Here is a 16,696-nt window from a genome sequence, read left to right as displayed (position 1 = left end):
TCCCCGCTAGGAGGACCACCCATGCCGCACCCGTGGCAAGCCTCGTTCATCAGCGCCGCCGCCCCTTCCGCCGAGGGCGACCCGGCACCGTACTTCCGGCGGGAGTTCGAGGTGGCCGAGGGGCTTCGGCGCGCCGTGCTCCGCGTCACCGCCCTGGGCATCGTCGAGCCGTACGTCAACGGCGTCCGGGTCGGCGACGAGATGCTCGCACCCGGCTGGACGAGCTACCACCACCGTCTGATGGTCTCGGACCACGACGTGACCGGCCTGCTGGCGCCCGGAGCGAACGCGTTCGGCGCCGTCGTCGGCGAGGGCTGGGCCGTAGGGTCACTCACCTGGGAGAACCGGCGGCACAACTACGCCGACCGACCGGCTCTGTGCGCCCAGCTGGAACTCCACTTCGACGACCGCGTCGAGGTCGTCGGCACCGACGAATCCTTCCGTGTCGGCACGGGAGCCGTGCGTGCGAACGGCATTTACGCCGGCGAGACGTACGACGCCCGTCTCGAGCCGGACGGCTGGAACCGGTCCGGCTTCGACGACTCTGGCTGGGCCCGTGCCGTGCCCTTCGACTGGAACCCCGAGACTCTGCAGACGCCGACCGCACCGCCGATCCGGCGCATCGAGGAACTCGCGCCGAAGGCCGTTCTCGAGAGCCCGGCCGGACGTCCGATCGTCGACTTCGGGCAGAACATCTCCGGATGGGTCCGCATCACCGTCGAAGGGGAACCGGGACGCACCGTCACCCTGCGCCACGCCGAGGTGCTGACCCCCGCCGGAGAGCTGGAGACCGAGACAAACCGCACGGCCGCGGCGACCGACCGGTACACCCTGCGGGGCGGGGGCGAGGAGACCTGGGAGCCGCGTTTCACCTTCCACGGATTCCGCTACGCCGAGATCGACGGGTGGCCCGGTGAGATCTCCCCCGAGTCGGTGCGAGCCGTCGTCGTCCACAGCGACATGGTCCGCACCGGCTGGTTCGAATCGTCCCACCCGCTGGTGAACAAGCTGCACGAGAACACCGTCTGGTCCATGCGGGACAACTTCGTCGGCGTCCCCACCGACTGCCCCCAGCGCGACGAACGCCTCGGCTGGACCGGGGACCTCAACGCCTTCGCCCCCACCGCCGCCTTCCTCTACGACGTGCGGGACCTCCTCGGCTCCTGGCTGCGGGACTTGGCCGCGGAGCAGGAAGAGACGGGGGACGTCCCCATGGTCGTGCCCGATGTCCTGCGGACCGGATCCACGCCGACCGCCCTGTGGGGCGACGTTGCGATCAGCCTGCCCTGGCTGCTGTACCAGGAGTACGGCGACCCCGGCATCCTGCGCGCCGCCTACGCCTCCATGACCGCCTTCATACGCAAGGTCGAGCCGACGCTCGACGAGCACGGGCTGTGGAGCAGGGGTTTTCAGTTCGGAGACTGGCTCGACCCGGACGCGCCCGCCGACAACCCCGCCGGCGGCAAGACGGACCCCCATCTCGTCGCCTCCGCCTACCTGTGCAGGACCACCCGCGAACTCGCGCGGGCTGCCGAGGTCCTCGGTGAGACCGAGGACGCCGAGCACTACACCCGGCTCGCCGAGCGCGTGCGCACGGCCTTCCGCCGGGAGTACGTGTCGCAGGCAGGCCGTGTCGTGAACGAGTCCGCGACCGCGTACGCCCTGGCGATCATGTTCGGCATCCTCGACGACGACCAGTTGGCGACCGCGGGCGAACGTCTCGCCGCACTGGTGCGCAAGGCCGGCTTCACCATCGCGACCGGATTCGCGGGCACCCCGCTGATCACCGACGCGCTGACCGCCACCGGCCACCTCTCCGAGGCGTACGACCTGCTCCTTCAGAAGAAGGCACCGTCGTTCCTCTACCCGGTGACCATGGGAGCGACCACCATCTGGGAGCGCTGGGACTCCGTCCTCCCGGACGGCACCCTCAACTCCACCGGCATGACCTCACTCAACCACTACGCGCTCGGCGCCGTGGCGGACTGGCTGCACCGGGTCGTGGGCGGGCTGGAACGCGCCGAGCCCGGCTGGCGCCGCATCCGCATCGCCCCGAAGCCGGGCGGCGGTCTCGACTCCGCGTGGGCGGCGCACGACACCGTCCTCGGCCGTGCGGAGGTCGCCTGGCGTCTCGACGCGGGTGAGATGCACGTCGACGTCACCGTGCCGGAGGGCACCACCGCGACTGTGGAACTACCCCTGCACCCGGACCGTCTCGTGGAGCACGTGGAGGGGGGAGAGTACTCCTGGCACTATCCCGCCTCCGGCGGGAGCGGCTCCGACGACATCACCATGGACACACCCCTGCGGGAGATCCAGCGCGACGCCGCAGTCTGGGCCGCCGTGCTGGACGTCATGCGCAAGCACTTCCCCGGCGTCCCCATCGAAGCCGCCGGGGACCATCTGGCGGACATGTCGCTCGCGACGGTTGCGGATCGTCTGCCCGAAGGAGCCGACGCGCTCAAGCGCGATCTGAAGGCCGTGCTCAGGGAGTTGTCGGCCACCGACGCGAGGCGGCAGGCGTGAGGGGCAAGGCCGTACGGGCGGTGCGCGCTCTCAGCGAGGGCATCGTCTTCCACGACGACCACGTGCCGGGCCGTCACGGCTCCATCCCGGTCAGGCGTTACGTCGCCGACGGCCCGCCGGCGGGAACGCTGGTCTGGCTGCACGGCGGAGGGTTCTCCGCCGGTGGCCTCGACCAGCACGAGTCCCATGCCGTGGGCGCCGCCCTTGCCCGCAACGGGATCGAGGTCGTCGCGGTCGACTACCGCCGGGTGCCCCGATGGAACCCGTTCCGTGATCCGCCCCCGGGCCGGCTGCCGGGCATCCGGTTTCCCGTGCCGCTCGATGACGTCGTCGACGCCTTCGACGCCGTGTCGTCCGGGCGGGGCCCTGTCCTGCTCGGCGGCGCGAGCGCCGGCGCCTGTCTCACGGCGGCCGCCGCGCTCCGCATGCACGCCGAGGAGCACGCGATACCCGCCGGTCTCGTCCTCGTGTACGGCACCTTCCACGCGGCGCTCCCGCCGCTCCCCGAGGAACTACGGAGCCGGGTGCGCGGCCGGCACGGACTCCTCCAGTTCCGTCCGCACGTGGTGCGGCGGATGAACCACAATTACGCGGGGTCCAACGAGGCCATGGCGCTCCCGTTCGCCTTCCCCGGCGGTCACGATCTCCCGCCGCTACCGCCGACCTTCATGGTCGACGCCGACCGCGACACCCTGCGGGCTTCCGGCGAAGCCTTCGCCCGAGAGCTCTCGGCCGCCGGCACCCGCGTCGACCACCACGTCGTACCGGAGGCCACCCACGGGTTCCTGGACCGTCCGCACCGGCCGTATTTCGGCATGGGCATCACCGTCATCAGCAGGTGGATCACCTCGGCAGCACGAGGGGGTGACGAACCAGGCAAATCCCTGAGCGCGTGACCGGTGAGTCGATGATCAGCCCGAGGGCCGGATCGGGCTGGGCGGGACCGCCTGCCGTTCCACCCCTCCGGCAGGGCGTGGAACGTATCATCGACGCACCCGTCGCGAACTGCGGCGGAGGGGCTGCCGCGGCTGGCGCCGCGTCATGCCGACCGCTGAAACGGGCTGGAGACGATGACGCACCCTCGGAAGCGGAGCACCAGCGCCGATGTGGCCCGGGTGGCGGGTGTCTCGCGCACCACCGTCAGTTATGTGCTCAACAACCGGCCCGGGGAAGTGATCCCCGAGGAGACGCGTCGGCGTGTCCTGGAAGCCGCCGAGCGCCTTCAGTACCGTGCGAACTCCTCGGCCCGTACGCTGGCGGCGGGCCGAAGCGACATCGTCCTGCTATCCATCCCCGATCTGCCCATCGGTCCCAGCATCAGCCGCTTCGTGGAAGAGCTGACCTCCTCTCTCGCCGGGCACGGTCTGACGCTGGTCACCCACCTGATGGCGGGGCAGAGCCGAAGCCTGCCCGACGTGTGCGCCGCTGTGGGCGCTTCCGCCGTCCTCGGTTTCGAGGCGTTCGACGACGACATCGTCCAGGCGATGCAACGGCTCGGAGTCATCGTCGTGTCGCCCACTGCCGAGGGCGTCTTCCCCTCGATGGCTCCGCTGGGGCGTCTCCAGGCCGAGCACGTGATCACCCGCGGGCATCGTCGGATCGGTTACCTCCTGCCGGCACAGGTCAGGTTCCGGAGCATGGCCGAGGACCGGCTGCAGGGTGTGATCTCCGCCTGTGCGGACGCAGGCGTGGCACAGCCTGTCGTCCTGGCCGCCGATCTGGAGATCGACGATCTCGTCCAGCCGCTGAGGCGCTGGCGCGACGCATCGGTTACGGCGGTCTGCGCCTTCAACGACGAACACGCCATAGCGCTCCTTGCGGCCATGCGCCACATCGGGCTGAGCGCTCCCGAGGATCTCGCCGTCATCGGAGCCGACGACATTCCGATGGCGCGCTTCGCGGCACCCGCCCTGTCCACGGTGTACTTCGACCTGCAGGAAGCGGGGCGGTACCGGGCCGAAGCGGTGCTGGCCGGCCTTCGCGGAGGACGTCAGCACTCTCCCTCCCCCGCCGCCGGCCTGCGGCTGGTGCATCGGTCCTCCACATAGCCACCCAACCCCCCTCGACCCGTTACCCAGTCGTTACCAGCAGGTGTCTTGCTGGCGTCGCACCACTGCGGTTTGCTACTGACGCGCGCCACTGACGCGCGTCAGTATCGGTGCCCGATAACGGCAAATGCCGCACGACTTCCCGCGGACCCGCACCGCATTTCTCACGGCTGACTCCAATCGACCCGAGCCCCATGCCCGCTCAGCCTCTTCAGTGCACGTATTGAATCGTTTCAGTATCGGCACCCCACGCCCCCGCCCGTACGGAAAGGCGAATCATGTCCTCCACCGAAACCGTCTCGGACACAAGACCCGAGGAGAGCAGCGGCTTCTCCACCCGTCAGGCACTCGCCCTCGTCGCGTTGTTGTGGACCGTGGCACTCAACCCGATCACGGGTCTGCTCGCCGGCAACGCGCAAGCGGAGGTGGCCATCCACTTCCGCACCACGCAGATTGCGTGGTTCACCCTGGGCGCCGCTCTGATCGGCACCTTCCTGACGCCTTTCGCCATGAAGGCCGCGGCCATGTACGGCAAGAAGCGGGTACTGGTCACCATCACCGTCCTCGGACTCGTCGGTGACGTCATAGCGGCACTGGCAACCAACTACGAGACGCTGCTGGTCGGACGCGTCTTCGCCGGCGTCTACGGCCCCTCGGCGTTCATCGCCTACGCCATGGCGCGTGACGTGTTCCCCAAGCGCCTGGTAGGCACGGCCAGTGGCGTGCTCGCGGCCAGCGTGGGTCTGGTCGGGCTGGGCGGCCCCTTCTTGTCGGCCTGGCTGCTCGACAGCAATGGTTTCCGCGCCGCCCTGTGGTTCATCGCCTGCTCCGCCACCGCGTGCCTGCTGCTGCAGCTCTTCTGCATCCCCGAAAGCCCGGTACGGGAGTCGGGCCACCGCATGGACTGGATCGGCGGCCTGCTCCTGGGAGGAGGCCTGACCGCTATCGTCTACGCCATCGGTGAGGGCTCGCACTGGGGCTGGACCAGCGGCAAGACTTTCACCTGGGTCGGGCTGGGTGTGCTGGCGGTGCTTGTCTTCCTCCCCTACGAGGCGAAGACGGCCCATCCGCTCGTCCCGCTCTCGCTGATCAGGAGGCGCCGTGTGTGGACCGTTTTCCTGGCCACCTCGGTCGCGGCGGGCGCAACCTACGCGGTGGGCACGGTGACCATGATTCTCACCCTCATGCCCGAAATCCCCGGTGTGTCCGACGGGTTGGGCTGGTCGGTCACCAAGAGCGCCGTGGTCAGCGCTCCGATCAGTGTCCTGGTCATCGTGATCGCCGTCCTGGCGGGCAAGCTCGCCCGCCGGTTCGACACCAGGATCCTATTGGCGATCGGCGGCGCGCTCGTCACGGCCGGTTACGCTGTCGGATCCCAACTGCATCACAATGAGTGGCAGTTCATTGTGATGGGCTTGATCAGCGGTCCCGGTATGGGTCTGGTCGTCTCCATCATGCCGATCATGGTGATCCAGTCGGTGGCTCCCGAGGAGCAGGCCCTCGCCAACGGCTCGCAGTGGCTCGTGCAGGGCGTGATGCAGGTGGTCATCACCCAGCTCGTCTTCACGACGATGACCCGGGACGGTGCGGTCGCGCACGGCACGCAGTTCTATCTCGACGCCGGCTTCACCAACGCCTTCCTGCTGGTGGCCGGCGTATGTGCAGTCGGAACGCTTCTGGTGGCGGCCATTCCCAAGGCCCGCCCGGTCGACACCGTCGAGGCGGGGCAGGCGGCCTGACATCCGTTTTCGGACCGGCTTCAGAGAAGCCGGTCCGGTTCCCCAGCGGTGTGCCCAGGCCGACCGGCTCTGTGCACACCGCTGGGAGCCCACAGCGCCGGGTCCGGTGGCCCCGGTGCCCTGGCGTCTCACTCCAACTGAGTCGAGTAGGACACTTCCTCGACCACGACCTGGCCGTGGACCGGTTCGACACCGAGCATCCGGCCGGTGAATCCTCCGGCCACCTCCGTGGAGAGGTAGCGCCCGTCGAGGGTGGCCAGGGCGTCACAGGTGCCGTCGTCACCCACCACCGCGAGTTCCACGAGGTCGGGCTCGTCGGGTGCGCCGAACTGCGCGGGGCGGTCGGAGTCCCGGACCGTGATGCGCAGGGTGACGTTCCTCCCGGCGCAGCGGGACCTCCGTGCGACCGGGCTGACGGCGGGTCCGATGGCGGCCGTCGCCTCGATGCCGTCCGCGTCGACGGTCAGCCCGTACCAGTGGTCGCCGTCGATCCGGAGCAGAAAACGGCCGGTGCCGCCGGACGTGTCCAGTCGTGCTTGTGCGGTCCACCGGGTGTCCCTTGCACGCGTTAGAAGCAGCGCCGGCGACTCCTGCTGCGACGGCCGTTCGAGCACCAGGCGGCCTCGGTCCTCCCAGCGGGCGAAGCTGGCGGGAGCGGTGCCGGGCGCGACCCAGCGCGGATCCAGTTCGGACGTCTCGAACCGGTCGGTGAAGGCGTGGTCCCGTGGTTGCGCGGCGAACCGCTGCTCGTCCACGACCGGCCAGCCGTCCACCCAGTCCACGCCGGCAAGGAAGGTTTCGCGCCCGTTAACATGGAATTTGGGGGTCCTTCCGCGCGGTCGCACGCCCAGGTACACCATGGCCCAGGATCTGTCGGCCAGTTCCACGAGGTCGCCGTGCCCGGTGTTCTGCACCGGGTGGTCCGTGCTGCGGTGGGTGAGGATCGGGTTGTGGGGAGCCGTCTCGAAGGGGCCGTCAAGGGTACGGGCGCGGGCGACGGTGACGGCGTGGCCTCGCTCGGTGCCGCCTTCCGCGAGCAGGAGGTACCACCACTCCCCCACGCGGTAGAGATGCGGTCCTTCCGGGGCGGCGAGACCGGTGCCGTTCCACAGCAGGCGCGGCTCCGCAAGCATCGCGCCGGCCGCGGGATCGATCGGCACGCTCGCGATGCCGTGCAGGCCAGGCTGGAAGGAAGCCCAGGTGAGGTGGCATACGCCTGTTTCGTCCCAGGTCAGATCGGGGTCGATGCCGATCGTGCCCGCCACGTGCACCGGATCCGTCCACGGCCCTTCCGGCCGCTCGGCCGACACGATCAGGTGTCCCCGGCGTATCTCGGAAATGTTCGTCGTCACTAGCCAGAATCTGCCGTCGTGGTGACGGAGTGTCGGCGCGTAGATGCCCGAACTGGCGGTTCCGGCGTGCGGCGTGAGCTGACTCGGACGGGTCAGCGCGTTGCCGATGTGCGTCCAGGTGAGCAGATCGGTGCTGTAGTGGATTGGAACGCCCGGTACGTACTCGAAGCTGGAGTTGGCGAGGTAGTACGCGTCGCCGACGCGGCAGACCGAGGGGTCGGGGTGGAATCCCGCGATGACGGGTGTCGTCATGATGCTTGTCTCCTCAAGGTGCGGGCCGTCGGGCGTCGGCCCGGTCGAGCGGGGCATGAGGGGCGCCGGGGTTGAAACCGCCGGAACGCTGCGAGGACCGGCGGGTCGATCCTGGCGCGCGGGGAGGCGCTGCCGACGGCGGCATCGGTCACGCAAGGCGGATCGACGTGTGGACGCAAGATGTCGATCCAGCCGCAGGGATGGGCAGTGGCGCGGTTCAGGCGGCAGACCAGCCGTCGGCGGGCGGGAACACCACCCCGTTGACGAAGGAGGCTGCGTCGGAGGCAGGAAGGTGAGGGCGGGTCGCGCGTCCGATGTACGGTGCCGCACCGGTCACCACGACGCTGTGTCCTACTGGATCGGTACTCATCTAGATCTCCTTGTTTCGGCCCTGCAGGTGAGTTGAGTCGGCGGAATTGGCACTACTGACGCGCGTCAGTAGCCAAGACGAAGTCGGAGGTCGTTCACAAGGGGCCGCTTCATCAAGATCGGGTAACGGTCGATACCGCTGGCGAAGGGAGCTCGAACCAAAAAACAGCACAGCTCACGGGGAGACGACCGTGGCTCTCGGCGGGCAGTTGTGGTCGGCGATCCGACGTACCGCCTCCACCGTCGGCACGGCGGGCGGGGCAGCGGGACCACGGGAGGAGTACCGGGCGAGCAGCAGTATCCCTCGGGCGGTCAGCACGGCGCCCGTGACGGCCAGTACTGTCCCCAGGGCCCCGTCCGAGAACCGTTCGCCGAGAAGCGCCACGCCGATGACGGCCGCCCAGAGCGGGTTGGCAAGGGTGAGAATCGCCAGGGAAGTTCCGAGTCCGCCCGTGTACGCGGACTGCGACAGCAGCACGCCCACCACCGCGAGGCCGATCGCCGCCAGCGCCACCACGAACGTCTGCCACGTAAGCAGCCGGTCGGTGTGCAGCACGGTCTGGGTGAGGGCGGAACCGGTGCCGGAGACGATCCCGGAGGCGGTGGCGAACACGGGCGCGCGCAGACCCGGATGACGGACGGAGCCGGCGAGGACTGTGACGAGAAGGGCGATCGCCGCGACGGCGAGGGATCCCGTGGTGGTGAGAGTGCCGCCCGCCCCGGTGGTCGACATGAGCGGGAGCAGCAGGGCGAAACCGACGGCGGTCAGGCAGAGGCCCTTCCGCTCCGAGGGGCCGACGCCCCGGCCGGCGGCGCGGGCACCGATCGGGACCGCGACGACGACGGTGAGGGCGCCGAGACATTGCACCAGACTCAGCGGTCCATAGGCGAGGGCGGCGACGTGCAGGACTGCGCCGAGACCGTTGGCGCAGACCGACACCCACCAAACGCTGTCGGTCAGCATGGCTCGCAGACCGGCCCCGGCGGCCCTCTCGGCCACCCGGTGCTGCACCGCGGCCGCGGTCGCGTAGGCGACGACGGATGCGAGGGCGAGGGCTACGGCAGCCGGGATATTCGTCACGACAACTCTCCAGTCACGAGGTCTGCGGTCTCGCACACGCCGGTGATGCGATGTGACGAGAGAAGGGGACCGCCCCAGCCGGAACACGTGCCGTCCGGGTGAGGAAGTGGGAGGCCGCCCCGGTCTCCAGACTTCCGTCGCGGGAGCGCCATGACGAGGCGGTGCGCCCCCGGGTCCGAGGTGTAGAGGGCTACACCCGGCCGCCGCCGCTCCGCACCGGGAGATTCGTCCCGGCATGCCGCCGAGGAAGCCGAGCAATGTCGCCGGAGCCGCCGGAACGGCTCGGGCCCGGCGGCGAGCGGAAGATTCGCTCGGCCGCCGGGCCCGGTCCCCGCCGTTCCCCGTCCCCACGGTCACGGCGGATGTGGGGCCGCCACCGCTGGAGCGGCCCCGGTCAGTCGATGGGTGCGCAGAAGGCCTCCCACCGGGTCGTGGTTCTCTACCCGCGGTATGCGGGCTCGTTCTCGTACTGGTGGGACGGTGTGTGCGCCGTAGTGCGGGTGAGGGCTTCACCTTCGATGTCAATGTCGGGCAGGAGACGGTCCAGCCGGCGCGGCAGGCGCCAGGCGCGGTCGCCCAGCAGGGCGAGAACGGCGGGGACGATGGCCATGCGGACCACGAAGGCGTCGAAGAGGACTGCGACGGCCAGGCCGAAGCCGATCATCTTGATCATGGACTCGGCGGAGCCGATGAAGCCGGAGAACACCGCGATCATGATCAGGGCGGCGGCCACCACGACCCGGGAGCTGGAGCGGAAGCCGGAGACGATGGCCTGAGCGGGCCGCTCACCGTGGACGTAGGCCTCGCGGATGCGGGAGACGAGGAAGACCTCGTAGTCCATGGCGAGTCCGAAGACGATGCCCACCAGGAAGATCGGCATCATGCTCATGATCGGGCCGGTCTGTTCCACGCCGAGCAGTTCAGCGCCGTATCCGTGCTGGAAGACCAGGACCACCGCGCCGAGGGCAGCCAGTACGGAGAGCAGATAGCCGAGGGCGGCCTTGAGGGGCACCAGGAGGGAGCGGAAGACCACCATCAGCAGCACGATGGCCAGGCCGACCACGACGATCAGGTAGGGCACGAGCGCGGACTGGAACTTCTGGGCGAAGTCGATGTTCGCCGCGGTGCTGCCGGTGATCTCGTAGGTGGCGCCGACCTGCTGCTCCACGGCCGGACGGTCGCTGCGGATGGTCTTGACGAGGTCGATCGTCTCGGCGTCGGTGGGAGCGGTGGAGGGGGTGGCGGAGAGGATGGCCGCGTCACGAGCCTGGTTGAACTGGGCCGGGGAAACGGACACGATGCCGTCGGTGGCGGCTATCTCCTCGGAGATGGTCGCGACGGCCGCCTCGGGGTCGTCGCTGTTCTTGGTGTCGACGACGACGGTCAACGGGCCGTTGAAGCCGGGGCCGAAGCCCTCGGCGAGGGCGTCGTAGGCGCGCCGTTCGGTGGTGGTGGTGGGCTTGGCCTCATCGCCGGGCATGCCCAGCTGCAGGCCGGTCGCCGGGATGGCCAGCGCGCCCAGGCCGATCACACCGAGCAGTAGCACGAGCACTGGGCGGCGCACCACGAGGCTGGCCCAGCGGCTGCCCATGTTGTCGGCGGTCTGGCTGCGGCCGGAGGTGGTGATCTCGCCGCCCCGCTTGGCCGCCTTGCGGTCGCGGCGGGCGAGTACGGCCTTGGGCCAGAAGCCGAGCAGGGCCGGCACGAGGGTGAGGCAAATCAGGACGGCGATGACGACCGCGCCGGCGGCGCTCAGGCCCATCTTGGTCAACATCGGGATGCCCACCACCGACAGCCCGGCCAAGGCGATGACGACGGTCAGGCCGGCGAAGACCACGGCCGATCCGGCGGTGCCCACGGCGAGCCCGGCCGCCTCCCGCGGGTCACGGCCCTTGGCGCGCTCTTCGCGGTAGCGGGAGACGACGAACAGGGCATAGTCGATGCCGCACGCCAGGCCGAGCATGGAGGCGAGCGTGCCGGTGGTCAGGGAGAGGCCGAAGGTGCTGCCCAGGGCGATGATGCCGGTCATGCTGATGCCGACGCCGATGATCGCAGTCAGCAGCGGCAGTCCGGCAGCGGCCATGGAGCCGAAGGTGATCACCAGGACCACCGCGGCCACCAGCAGGCCCATCGCCTCGGCCGATCCGCCGGCCGCAGGTTGCGTCGCCAGGGCGTCGCCGCCGACCTCGACGGTCAGGCCGGTGTCCCTGGCCTGGTCGACGGCCTTCTGAAGGTGTTCCTTGCTCGCGTCGGTGAGATCCGCCGCCTTCACCTCGAAGGTGACGGTGGAGTACGCGATGGAGGCGTCCTCGCTGACCGTCTTCGCCTGGAACGGGTCGACCGCCCGGACCACCTGCGAACCCTCGCCGGCCTCGCCGACCAGTTCCTCGATGGCCGCCTTGTTCTCCGTGGCGGTGACCTTCTCCCCGTCGGGGGCGACGAACACGAGCCGGGCGCTCGCACCCTCGGCGCCCGAACCCGGGAAGCGCTCGTCCATCAGGTCGAACGCCTTCTGCGACTCAAGGCCCGGCATGGCGAACCCGTCGTCGGGGGCGGCGGGTGCCTTGGCCGCGGCGAAGCCCACGGCGGCCAGCACGCCCACCCACAGGAACGTGACAAGCCAGCGCCGTCGGAAGGCCATATGACCGACGTTGTACAGAAAAGTTGCCATGGCGGGGAGAACGCCTCCACATCAGCGGTACGGAGCAAGAGACAGGGCCGGCACTCGCATCCGCCGCGGCGGACGCCGAAGCGGCGTGCCCTGTGTGCTCTCCACGATCCCGTCCGGCGGGCGCCGCGACGAGGGAGTGGTCTCCCGAACCGATGGTGTAGCCCGCTACACCATCGGGCGATGGCGTCAAACGGCCGAGCGCGGGTCCTTCAGATACGTGAGGACGGCCAGCACCCTGCGGTGTCCGCTGTCACTAGGCGGCAGACCGAGTTTGAGGAAGACGTTGCCGATGTGCTTGCTCACCGAGCGTTCCGTCACGACCAGGGTTTTGGCGATGGTGGTGTTGTCGTGCCCCTCCGCCATCAGCTTCAGCACCTCGCGTTCACGAGGGGTCAGCGAGTCCAGCGGTGAGTCGCGGCGGCGGGTGAGCAGCTCGGTGACGACCTCAGGGTCCAGGGCCGTGCCTCCGGCGGCGACCCGTTCCAAGGCGTCGAGGAACTCGTCCACCCTTCCCACTCGGTCCTTGAGCAGGTACCCGACTCCGCTGCTGCCGCCGCCCAGCAGTTCGGCGGCGTAGGACTCCTCGACGTACTGCGAGAGCACCAGTACCGGCAGGCCCGGGATCCGCTCACGGGCGGCGAGGGCCGCGCGCAGTCCCTCGTCCCTGAATCCGGGCGGCATGCGCACATCGAGCACGGCGACGTCCGGACGGTGTTCCAACAGGGCCGGCAAGACTTCCGGCCCCGTCCCGGCGACGGCGACCACCTCGTGTCCGGACGAGGTGAGCAGGAGGACCAGACCTTCACGCAGAAGCGCGTTGTCTTCGGCGATCACCACACGCAAGGGAGCTCCACGGCAACGACTGTCGGTCCTCCTTCGGGACTGATCACCGTCACCGTACCGTCCAGCGCGGCCACCCGGCGACGGATGCCGATCAGCCCTGAGCCACCGGTCTCGTCCGCGCCGCCCGTGCCTTCGTCTCGCACGGTCACCCTCAGACCGGTGCGCAGCCGTTCGAGCTGGACGGTGGCGCGTGGAGAGCCACTGTGCTTGGCGGCGTTGGTCAGGGCCTCCGCCACGGCGAAGTACGCTGCCGCCTCGACCGCCGCGGGGGGCCGGGGACCGTCGTCGGCCAGGCCGTCGGTGGCGACGGCCACGTCCAGTCCGCTGCCGGCCGCCAAGGCTCGCACCGCTCCGGCCAGGCCCCGGTCCGAGAGGATCGGGGGGTGGATGTTCCGTACGACCTGGCGCAGTTCGGTCAGGGCCTGCTCCGCCTGTTCCTGCGCGTCGTCGAGGAGCTTGCGCGCGGTCTCGGGCTGATGGTCGTAGGCACGCCGGGCGAGCCCGAGCCGCATGGACAGGGACACCAGATGTGCCTGTGCGCCGTCGTGCAGGTCGCGTTCGATGCGGCGCAGTTCCGCGCCGTGTGCGGCGATGGCGTCTGCCCTGGTCTCGGTCAGTTCGTCGACCCGGGCCGCCAGCACCGCCTGCGGGGAGGGCCTGAGCAGGGCGGCCGACCAGCTGGCCTCCAGGTCCGCCAGGCGGCTGATCAGCGGCAGTACGACCGGTCGGCGCCGCAGCAGCCCGCTCCACACTCCGTCGACGACCAGACCGAGCAGCCATAGGGGGACCGTGAGCAGCCCTATCCAGCCGTAGACGTAGAAGGCCGCCATCCACAGCAGGTCGGAGCGGGTGCCGGGGTCTCGCACCGAGGTACGCAGACGTTCCCGCAGGCGGCCGGTGATCGGCTGGTACGCCTGCGGGATCTCGCGGCCCGTCCACGAAGCGACCAGATGCCGCTTGGCACCGGCGATCCGGCGAATCAGCAACACGGTTTCCGGGAACAGCCAGGCGCCGATCACGATCAGCGTGCCGGCGGCTGCGATCAGGAGCACGCAGACGAACAGGCACATCCCGAAGACCATCGCGACCGATTTGCCCAGTTGAAGGGTCGCCCGAGCGGCCTGGCTCATCGTTTTCCACATATCGCTCACATTAGGCGGACCGGCGACCGCGAGCGGGAGAGCACAGCACCCCACGGTGGTGTAGCGGGCTACACCACCGCTCCTCCCTCCGTGCCCAACGGGCGCAAGGTGCCGATCGAGGAACAGCCGACAACGGCCGTCCACAGGATCCGCACCGAACCGGTTCCACCTGTGAGGGCTCAGTCCTTGGACTTCGCGAGTGCCGCCTCCGCCTTCTTGCGGTAGTTCGCCAGCTTCTCCGTCGGGGCGACGGCCGCCTGCTTGCTGCGGGGCTTCACGGACACGTCGTGGCCCTCGGCGGCCCTGCGGAGCGCGCACACCGTGGCCTGCTCGCGCGGGATGTGCGCGAAGGGGTCGAAGGAGTACCAGCGCATCGCGTTCTCGTAGGTCATCTTGTGGATTTCGTCGTCCGGCACGTCGTTCGCCGTGAGCACCCGGTGCAGTTCCTCCGGTGCGTCGGGCCACATGGAGTCGCTGTGCGGATAGTCCGCCTCCCAGCAGATGTTGTCGATGTCGTGGCGCAGCTTCACGCCGACGGGGTCGGAGATGAAACAGGTGAGGAAGTGCTCGCGGAAGACCTCGGACGGCAGCTTGCCGCCGAAGTCCTGAAGGGCCCAGGTGGCGTGCATCTCGAAGGTGCGGTCCATGCGGTCCAGGAAGTACGGGATCCAGCCGGTGCCGCCCTCGGACAGAGCGATCTTGATGTGGGGGTACTCCTTGAGCATGCGCGACTAGACCAGATCGGCAGCGGCCTGGACCAGGTTGATCGGCTGGAGGGTGATCATCACCTCCGGCGGGGCGTCGAGGGCCGTGATGGCGAGGCGACCCGCCGGATCTCCTGGGCGCACAACTCGGCGTCCCAGATCGCCGAGAGCTCCATCGGGATGAACCTGCCGGGGTAGGCGCCGCACTACTCGTCGATGTGCCAGTCGTTGTAGGCGCGCACCAGGGCTAGGGAGAAGTCGGAGTCCTCAGTGGCGAACAGCCGGGCGGAGAAGCCCGGGAAGGAGGGGAAGTTCATCTGGGCCAAAACACCGCCGGCATTCATGTGGGCGACCCGTTCATCGACGTCGCAGCCGGGCCTGATCTCGTCCAGGCCCTGCGGCTCCATGCCGTACTCCTCCTTGGCGAGCCGGGTGCCGACTTCACCCGGGTCTACCCGTTCACGGTGGGAGCCTGAGAGGGGCCGTTCCCGCCCTCACCCCGGGTGTCCTCGTGCCCGGGCTCGTCATCCGTGAGACCCAACAGGACCGACAACGTCTCCCGCACGATCGTCGGGTAGTGGTCCGCGTCCGGCTCCGGGTCCATGAGCCACCACTGGTGGATGCCCTCTACCAGGGCGAGGATGGCGGTGGCGGCGGCCGACGCGCTCAGGCCGCTGGGCAGCCGCTCGCCGTAGCGCTCGGCCAGTCGGGCGGTGAGGTGGGCCTGGAGCGAGCGCAGACGGTCTCCCACGTAACCGCGGGCGGGCTCCCGGCCGGTGACCGCCTCGGCCATCACCACGCTGTACACGGTGGCGAACGAGGGGTGGCTCTGTTCGAAGGCGACGGCCGCCGCGAAGTCGGCGGGCAGGTCCTCGCCGACCGGGTGGTCCGCCAGGTGCTCTCGGTTGAGCTGCTCGCGGAAGGACAGCATCTCCAGGAGCAGCCGCTTCTTGCTGGGGAAGTAGTGCAGCACTCCCTGCCGGGTCAGCCCGGCGCGCTCGGCCACCGCGTCGATGGAGGCGTTCTTGAAGCCGCGCTCGGCGAACACCTCCGAGGCCGCCTCCAGGATATCCTGACGCCGCGCAGAACCCACCTCATGCCCTTCCGCCGTTGGCCAGTGCCCGCACACAGTACGCACCCTCCGCCGGGCCGGGGCGAGAATTCGGACGTGACCGGCCCGGCCCCGGGCCTCACCGCCCCATGGCCTCCAGGGCGGAAAGGGCCGTTTCCCGCACTGGGCTCCGTCGTCCCTCGCCGTCGGCGACGGCGGCCTCGACGATGCTCGTGAACAGCCGCACGTCCTTCGCCAGCAGTCCGCCCGCGTGTGCAGTGATGCGCCGCAACGTGCCGCCCGCGTCGACGACCCGCTCCAGGGCGAAACTCGCCGCGCTGCCGCGCGCAGGACCCGGCCCAGCCCCGCGGTGTCCAGCCCCAGTCGGCCCCCGAGTTCCAGGGCGTCCGCCGCGAGTCCCAGCTGAGCGGTGAACAGAACGTTATTCAGGAGTTTCGCCACCTGCCTGGCACCGGTCGGACCGAGGTGGACGACGGGATCGCCGTACGTGGCGAACAGGGAACGGCAGAAGGCGAAGACCTGGGGATCGCCGCCCGCCATGACGAGTAGGGTGCCTCGTTCCGCAGCCCGCCCCCCGCCGCTCACCGGTGCGTCCAGCACGGAGACCCGCTGGAGGCGGGCGCGCTACTCCAGCCGACGGCAGGTTTCGGGGTGGACGGTGGAGTGCACCACGAGCACACCCCTGGGCGCATCCCGGCGAGGACACCGTCCCCTCCGGTGGTCAACTGCTCGACGTCCGCGTCGTCGACGACACAGAGGCACACCATGTCGCTGACGGCGCCCAGTTCGGCTGGCGATCCCGCGGTGTCCGCGAAGGGTGCGAGCGTGGCGGAGCGGCGTGCCCACAGGGTCGTCCCGTACCCCGCCTCGACGATCCGCCGTGCCATCGGCGCACCC

General features: G+C 69.7%; 15 protein-coding genes and 1 pseudogene. 4 read left to right on the top strand and 12 right to left on the bottom strand.

Annotated features, from left to right (window positions below; all coding sequences use genetic code 11):
• Window positions 1-21: 21 nt before the first annotated feature.
• From ACIF8T_RS35925 to ACIF8T_RS35910, 4 genes are all read left to right on the top strand, one after another.
• Complete coding sequence (locus ACIF8T_RS35925; RefSeq protein ID WP_400041105.1) at window positions 22-2,526, top strand: glycoside hydrolase family 78 protein; 2,505 nt, start codon at window positions 22-24, stop codon at window positions 2,524-2,526.
• Window positions 2,523-3,422: an alpha/beta hydrolase fold domain-containing protein gene (locus tag ACIF8T_RS35920; protein WP_400041103.1), complete on the top strand. Its 900-nt coding sequence runs from the start codon at window positions 2,523-2,525 to the stop codon at window positions 3,420-3,422. The genes ACIF8T_RS35925 and ACIF8T_RS35920 overlap by 4 nt, the downstream gene beginning before the upstream one ends.
• A 174-nt stretch (window positions 3,423-3,596) precedes the next feature.
• The gene (locus tag ACIF8T_RS35915) at window positions 3,597-4,574 is read left to right on the top strand and encodes a LacI family DNA-binding transcriptional regulator (protein WP_400041102.1); all 978 of its coding nucleotides are present in this window, start codon (window positions 3,597-3,599) and stop codon (window positions 4,572-4,574) included.
• 278 nt (window positions 4,575-4,852) lie between these two features.
• On the top strand, window positions 4,853-6,313 hold the full coding sequence (locus tag ACIF8T_RS35910) for an MFS transporter (RefSeq protein ID WP_400041100.1): 1,461 nt from the start codon (window positions 4,853-4,855) through the stop codon (window positions 6,311-6,313).
• 128 nt (window positions 6,314-6,441) lie between these two features.
• Here ACIF8T_RS35910 and ACIF8T_RS35905 read toward each other — a convergent pair whose 3' ends face one another.
• The 12 genes and pseudogenes from ACIF8T_RS35905 to ACIF8T_RS35850 form a co-directional block, all read right to left on the bottom strand.
• Complete coding sequence (locus ACIF8T_RS35905) at window positions 6,442-7,917, bottom strand: family 43 glycosylhydrolase (protein WP_400041099.1); 1,476 nt, start codon at window positions 7,915-7,917, stop codon at window positions 6,442-6,444.
• Between the two features lie 217 nt (window positions 7,918-8,134).
• Window positions 8,135-8,287: a hypothetical protein gene (locus tag ACIF8T_RS35900; protein ID WP_400041097.1), complete on the bottom strand. Its 153-nt coding sequence runs from the start codon at window positions 8,285-8,287 to the stop codon at window positions 8,135-8,137.
• 174 nt (window positions 8,288-8,461) lie between these two features.
• Entirely contained in the window at window positions 8,462-9,367 is a 906-nt protein-coding gene (locus ACIF8T_RS35895; protein ID WP_400041095.1) for a hypothetical protein, read from the bottom strand.
• A gap of 439 nt (window positions 9,368-9,806) precedes the next feature.
• Window positions 9,807-12,038, bottom strand: coding sequence for an MMPL family transporter (locus ACIF8T_RS35890; RefSeq protein WP_400041093.1), 2,232 nt, complete (start codon window positions 12,036-12,038; stop codon window positions 9,807-9,809).
• A gap of 186 nt (window positions 12,039-12,224) precedes the next feature.
• Window positions 12,225-12,881 carry a LuxR C-terminal-related transcriptional regulator gene (locus ACIF8T_RS35885; protein WP_400041092.1) on the bottom strand — a complete coding sequence of 219 codons (657 nt, stop codon included), beginning with the start codon at window positions 12,879-12,881 and terminating at the stop codon, window positions 12,225-12,227.
• Complete coding sequence (locus ACIF8T_RS35880; protein WP_400041090.1) at window positions 12,869-14,023, bottom strand: histidine kinase; 1,155 nt, start codon at window positions 14,021-14,023, stop codon at window positions 12,869-12,871. Before ACIF8T_RS35880 ends, ACIF8T_RS35885 begins: the two co-directional genes overlap by 13 nt.
• Before the next feature lie 179 nt (window positions 14,024-14,202).
• Window positions 14,203-14,748, bottom strand: a complete 546-nt coding sequence (locus ACIF8T_RS35875) for an amidohydrolase family protein (RefSeq protein ID WP_400041088.1) — start codon at window positions 14,746-14,748, stop codon at window positions 14,203-14,205.
• Between the two features lie 185 nt (window positions 14,749-14,933).
• Window positions 14,934-15,134 carry a hypothetical protein gene (locus ACIF8T_RS35870; RefSeq protein ID WP_400041087.1) on the bottom strand — a complete coding sequence of 67 codons (201 nt, stop codon included), beginning with the start codon at window positions 15,132-15,134 and terminating at the stop codon, window positions 14,934-14,936.
• 44 nt (window positions 15,135-15,178) lie between these two features.
• Window positions 15,179-15,820 (bottom strand): TetR/AcrR family transcriptional regulator, encoded by a 642-nt coding sequence (locus ACIF8T_RS35865; RefSeq protein WP_400041165.1) that lies wholly within the window; start codon window positions 15,818-15,820, stop codon window positions 15,179-15,181.
• Between the two features lie 97 nt (window positions 15,821-15,917).
• Window positions 15,918-16,070, bottom strand: a complete 153-nt coding sequence (locus tag ACIF8T_RS35860; protein ID WP_400041167.1) for a hypothetical protein — start codon at window positions 16,068-16,070, stop codon at window positions 15,918-15,920.
• Window positions 16,071-16,318: 248 nt separating this feature from the next.
• Window positions 16,319-16,384, bottom strand: a pseudogene (locus ACIF8T_RS35855) (hypothetical protein); the annotation flags it as partial.
• Entirely contained in the window at window positions 16,381-16,686 is a 306-nt protein-coding gene (locus ACIF8T_RS35850; RefSeq protein ID WP_400041085.1) for an NAD(P)-binding domain-containing protein, read from the bottom strand. The gene ACIF8T_RS35850 and the pseudogene ACIF8T_RS35855, both read right to left, overlap by 4 nt.
• Between the last annotated feature and the right edge of the window lie 10 nt (window positions 16,687-16,696).

It is taken from the genome of Streptomyces sp. NPDC085946, from assembly GCF_044540485.1.
Classification (GTDB): Bacteria; Actinomycetota; Actinomycetes; order Streptomycetales; family Streptomycetaceae; genus Streptomyces.
The sequence above is the reverse complement of the archived record's forward strand: the minus strand, read 5'-3'. Positions and strand labels throughout refer to the sequence as shown.

Excerpts from the sequence above, each read along its gene's own strand:
- ACIF8T_RS35925 (WP_400041105.1), top strand. The coding sequence starts at position 22 with ATGCCGCACCCGTGGCAAGCCTCGTTCATCAGCGCCGCCGCCCCTTCC.
- ACIF8T_RS35915 (WP_400041102.1), top strand. The coding sequence starts at position 3,597 with ATGACGCACCCTCGGAAGCGGAGCACCAGCGCCGATGTGGCCCGGGTG.
- ACIF8T_RS35910 (WP_400041100.1), top strand. The coding sequence starts at position 4,853 with ATGTCCTCCACCGAAACCGTCTCGGACACAAGACCCGAGGAGAGCAGC.
- ACIF8T_RS35905 (WP_400041099.1), bottom strand. The coding sequence starts at position 7,917 with ATGACGACACCCGTCATCGCGGGATTCCACCCCGACCCCTCGGTCTGC.
- ACIF8T_RS35900 (WP_400041097.1), bottom strand. The coding sequence starts at position 8,287 with ATGAGTACCGATCCAGTAGGACACAGCGTCGTGGTGACCGGTGCGGCA.
- ACIF8T_RS35890 (WP_400041093.1), bottom strand. The coding sequence starts at position 12,038 with ATGGCAACTTTTCTGTACAACGTCGGTCATATGGCCTTCCGACGGCGC.
- ACIF8T_RS35880 (WP_400041090.1), bottom strand. The coding sequence starts at position 14,023 with ATGTGGAAAACGATGAGCCAGGCCGCTCGGGCGACCCTTCAACTGGGC.
- ACIF8T_RS35875 (WP_400041088.1), bottom strand. The coding sequence starts at position 14,748 with ATGCTCAAGGAGTACCCCCACATCAAGATCGCTCTGTCCGAGGGCGGC.
- ACIF8T_RS35870 (WP_400041087.1), bottom strand. The coding sequence starts at position 15,134 with ATGGAGCCGCAGGGCCTGGACGAGATCAGGCCCGGCTGCGACGTCGAT.
- ACIF8T_RS35850 (WP_400041085.1), bottom strand. The coding sequence starts at position 16,686 with ATGGCACGGCGGATCGTCGAGGCGGGGTACGGGACGACCCTGTGGGCA.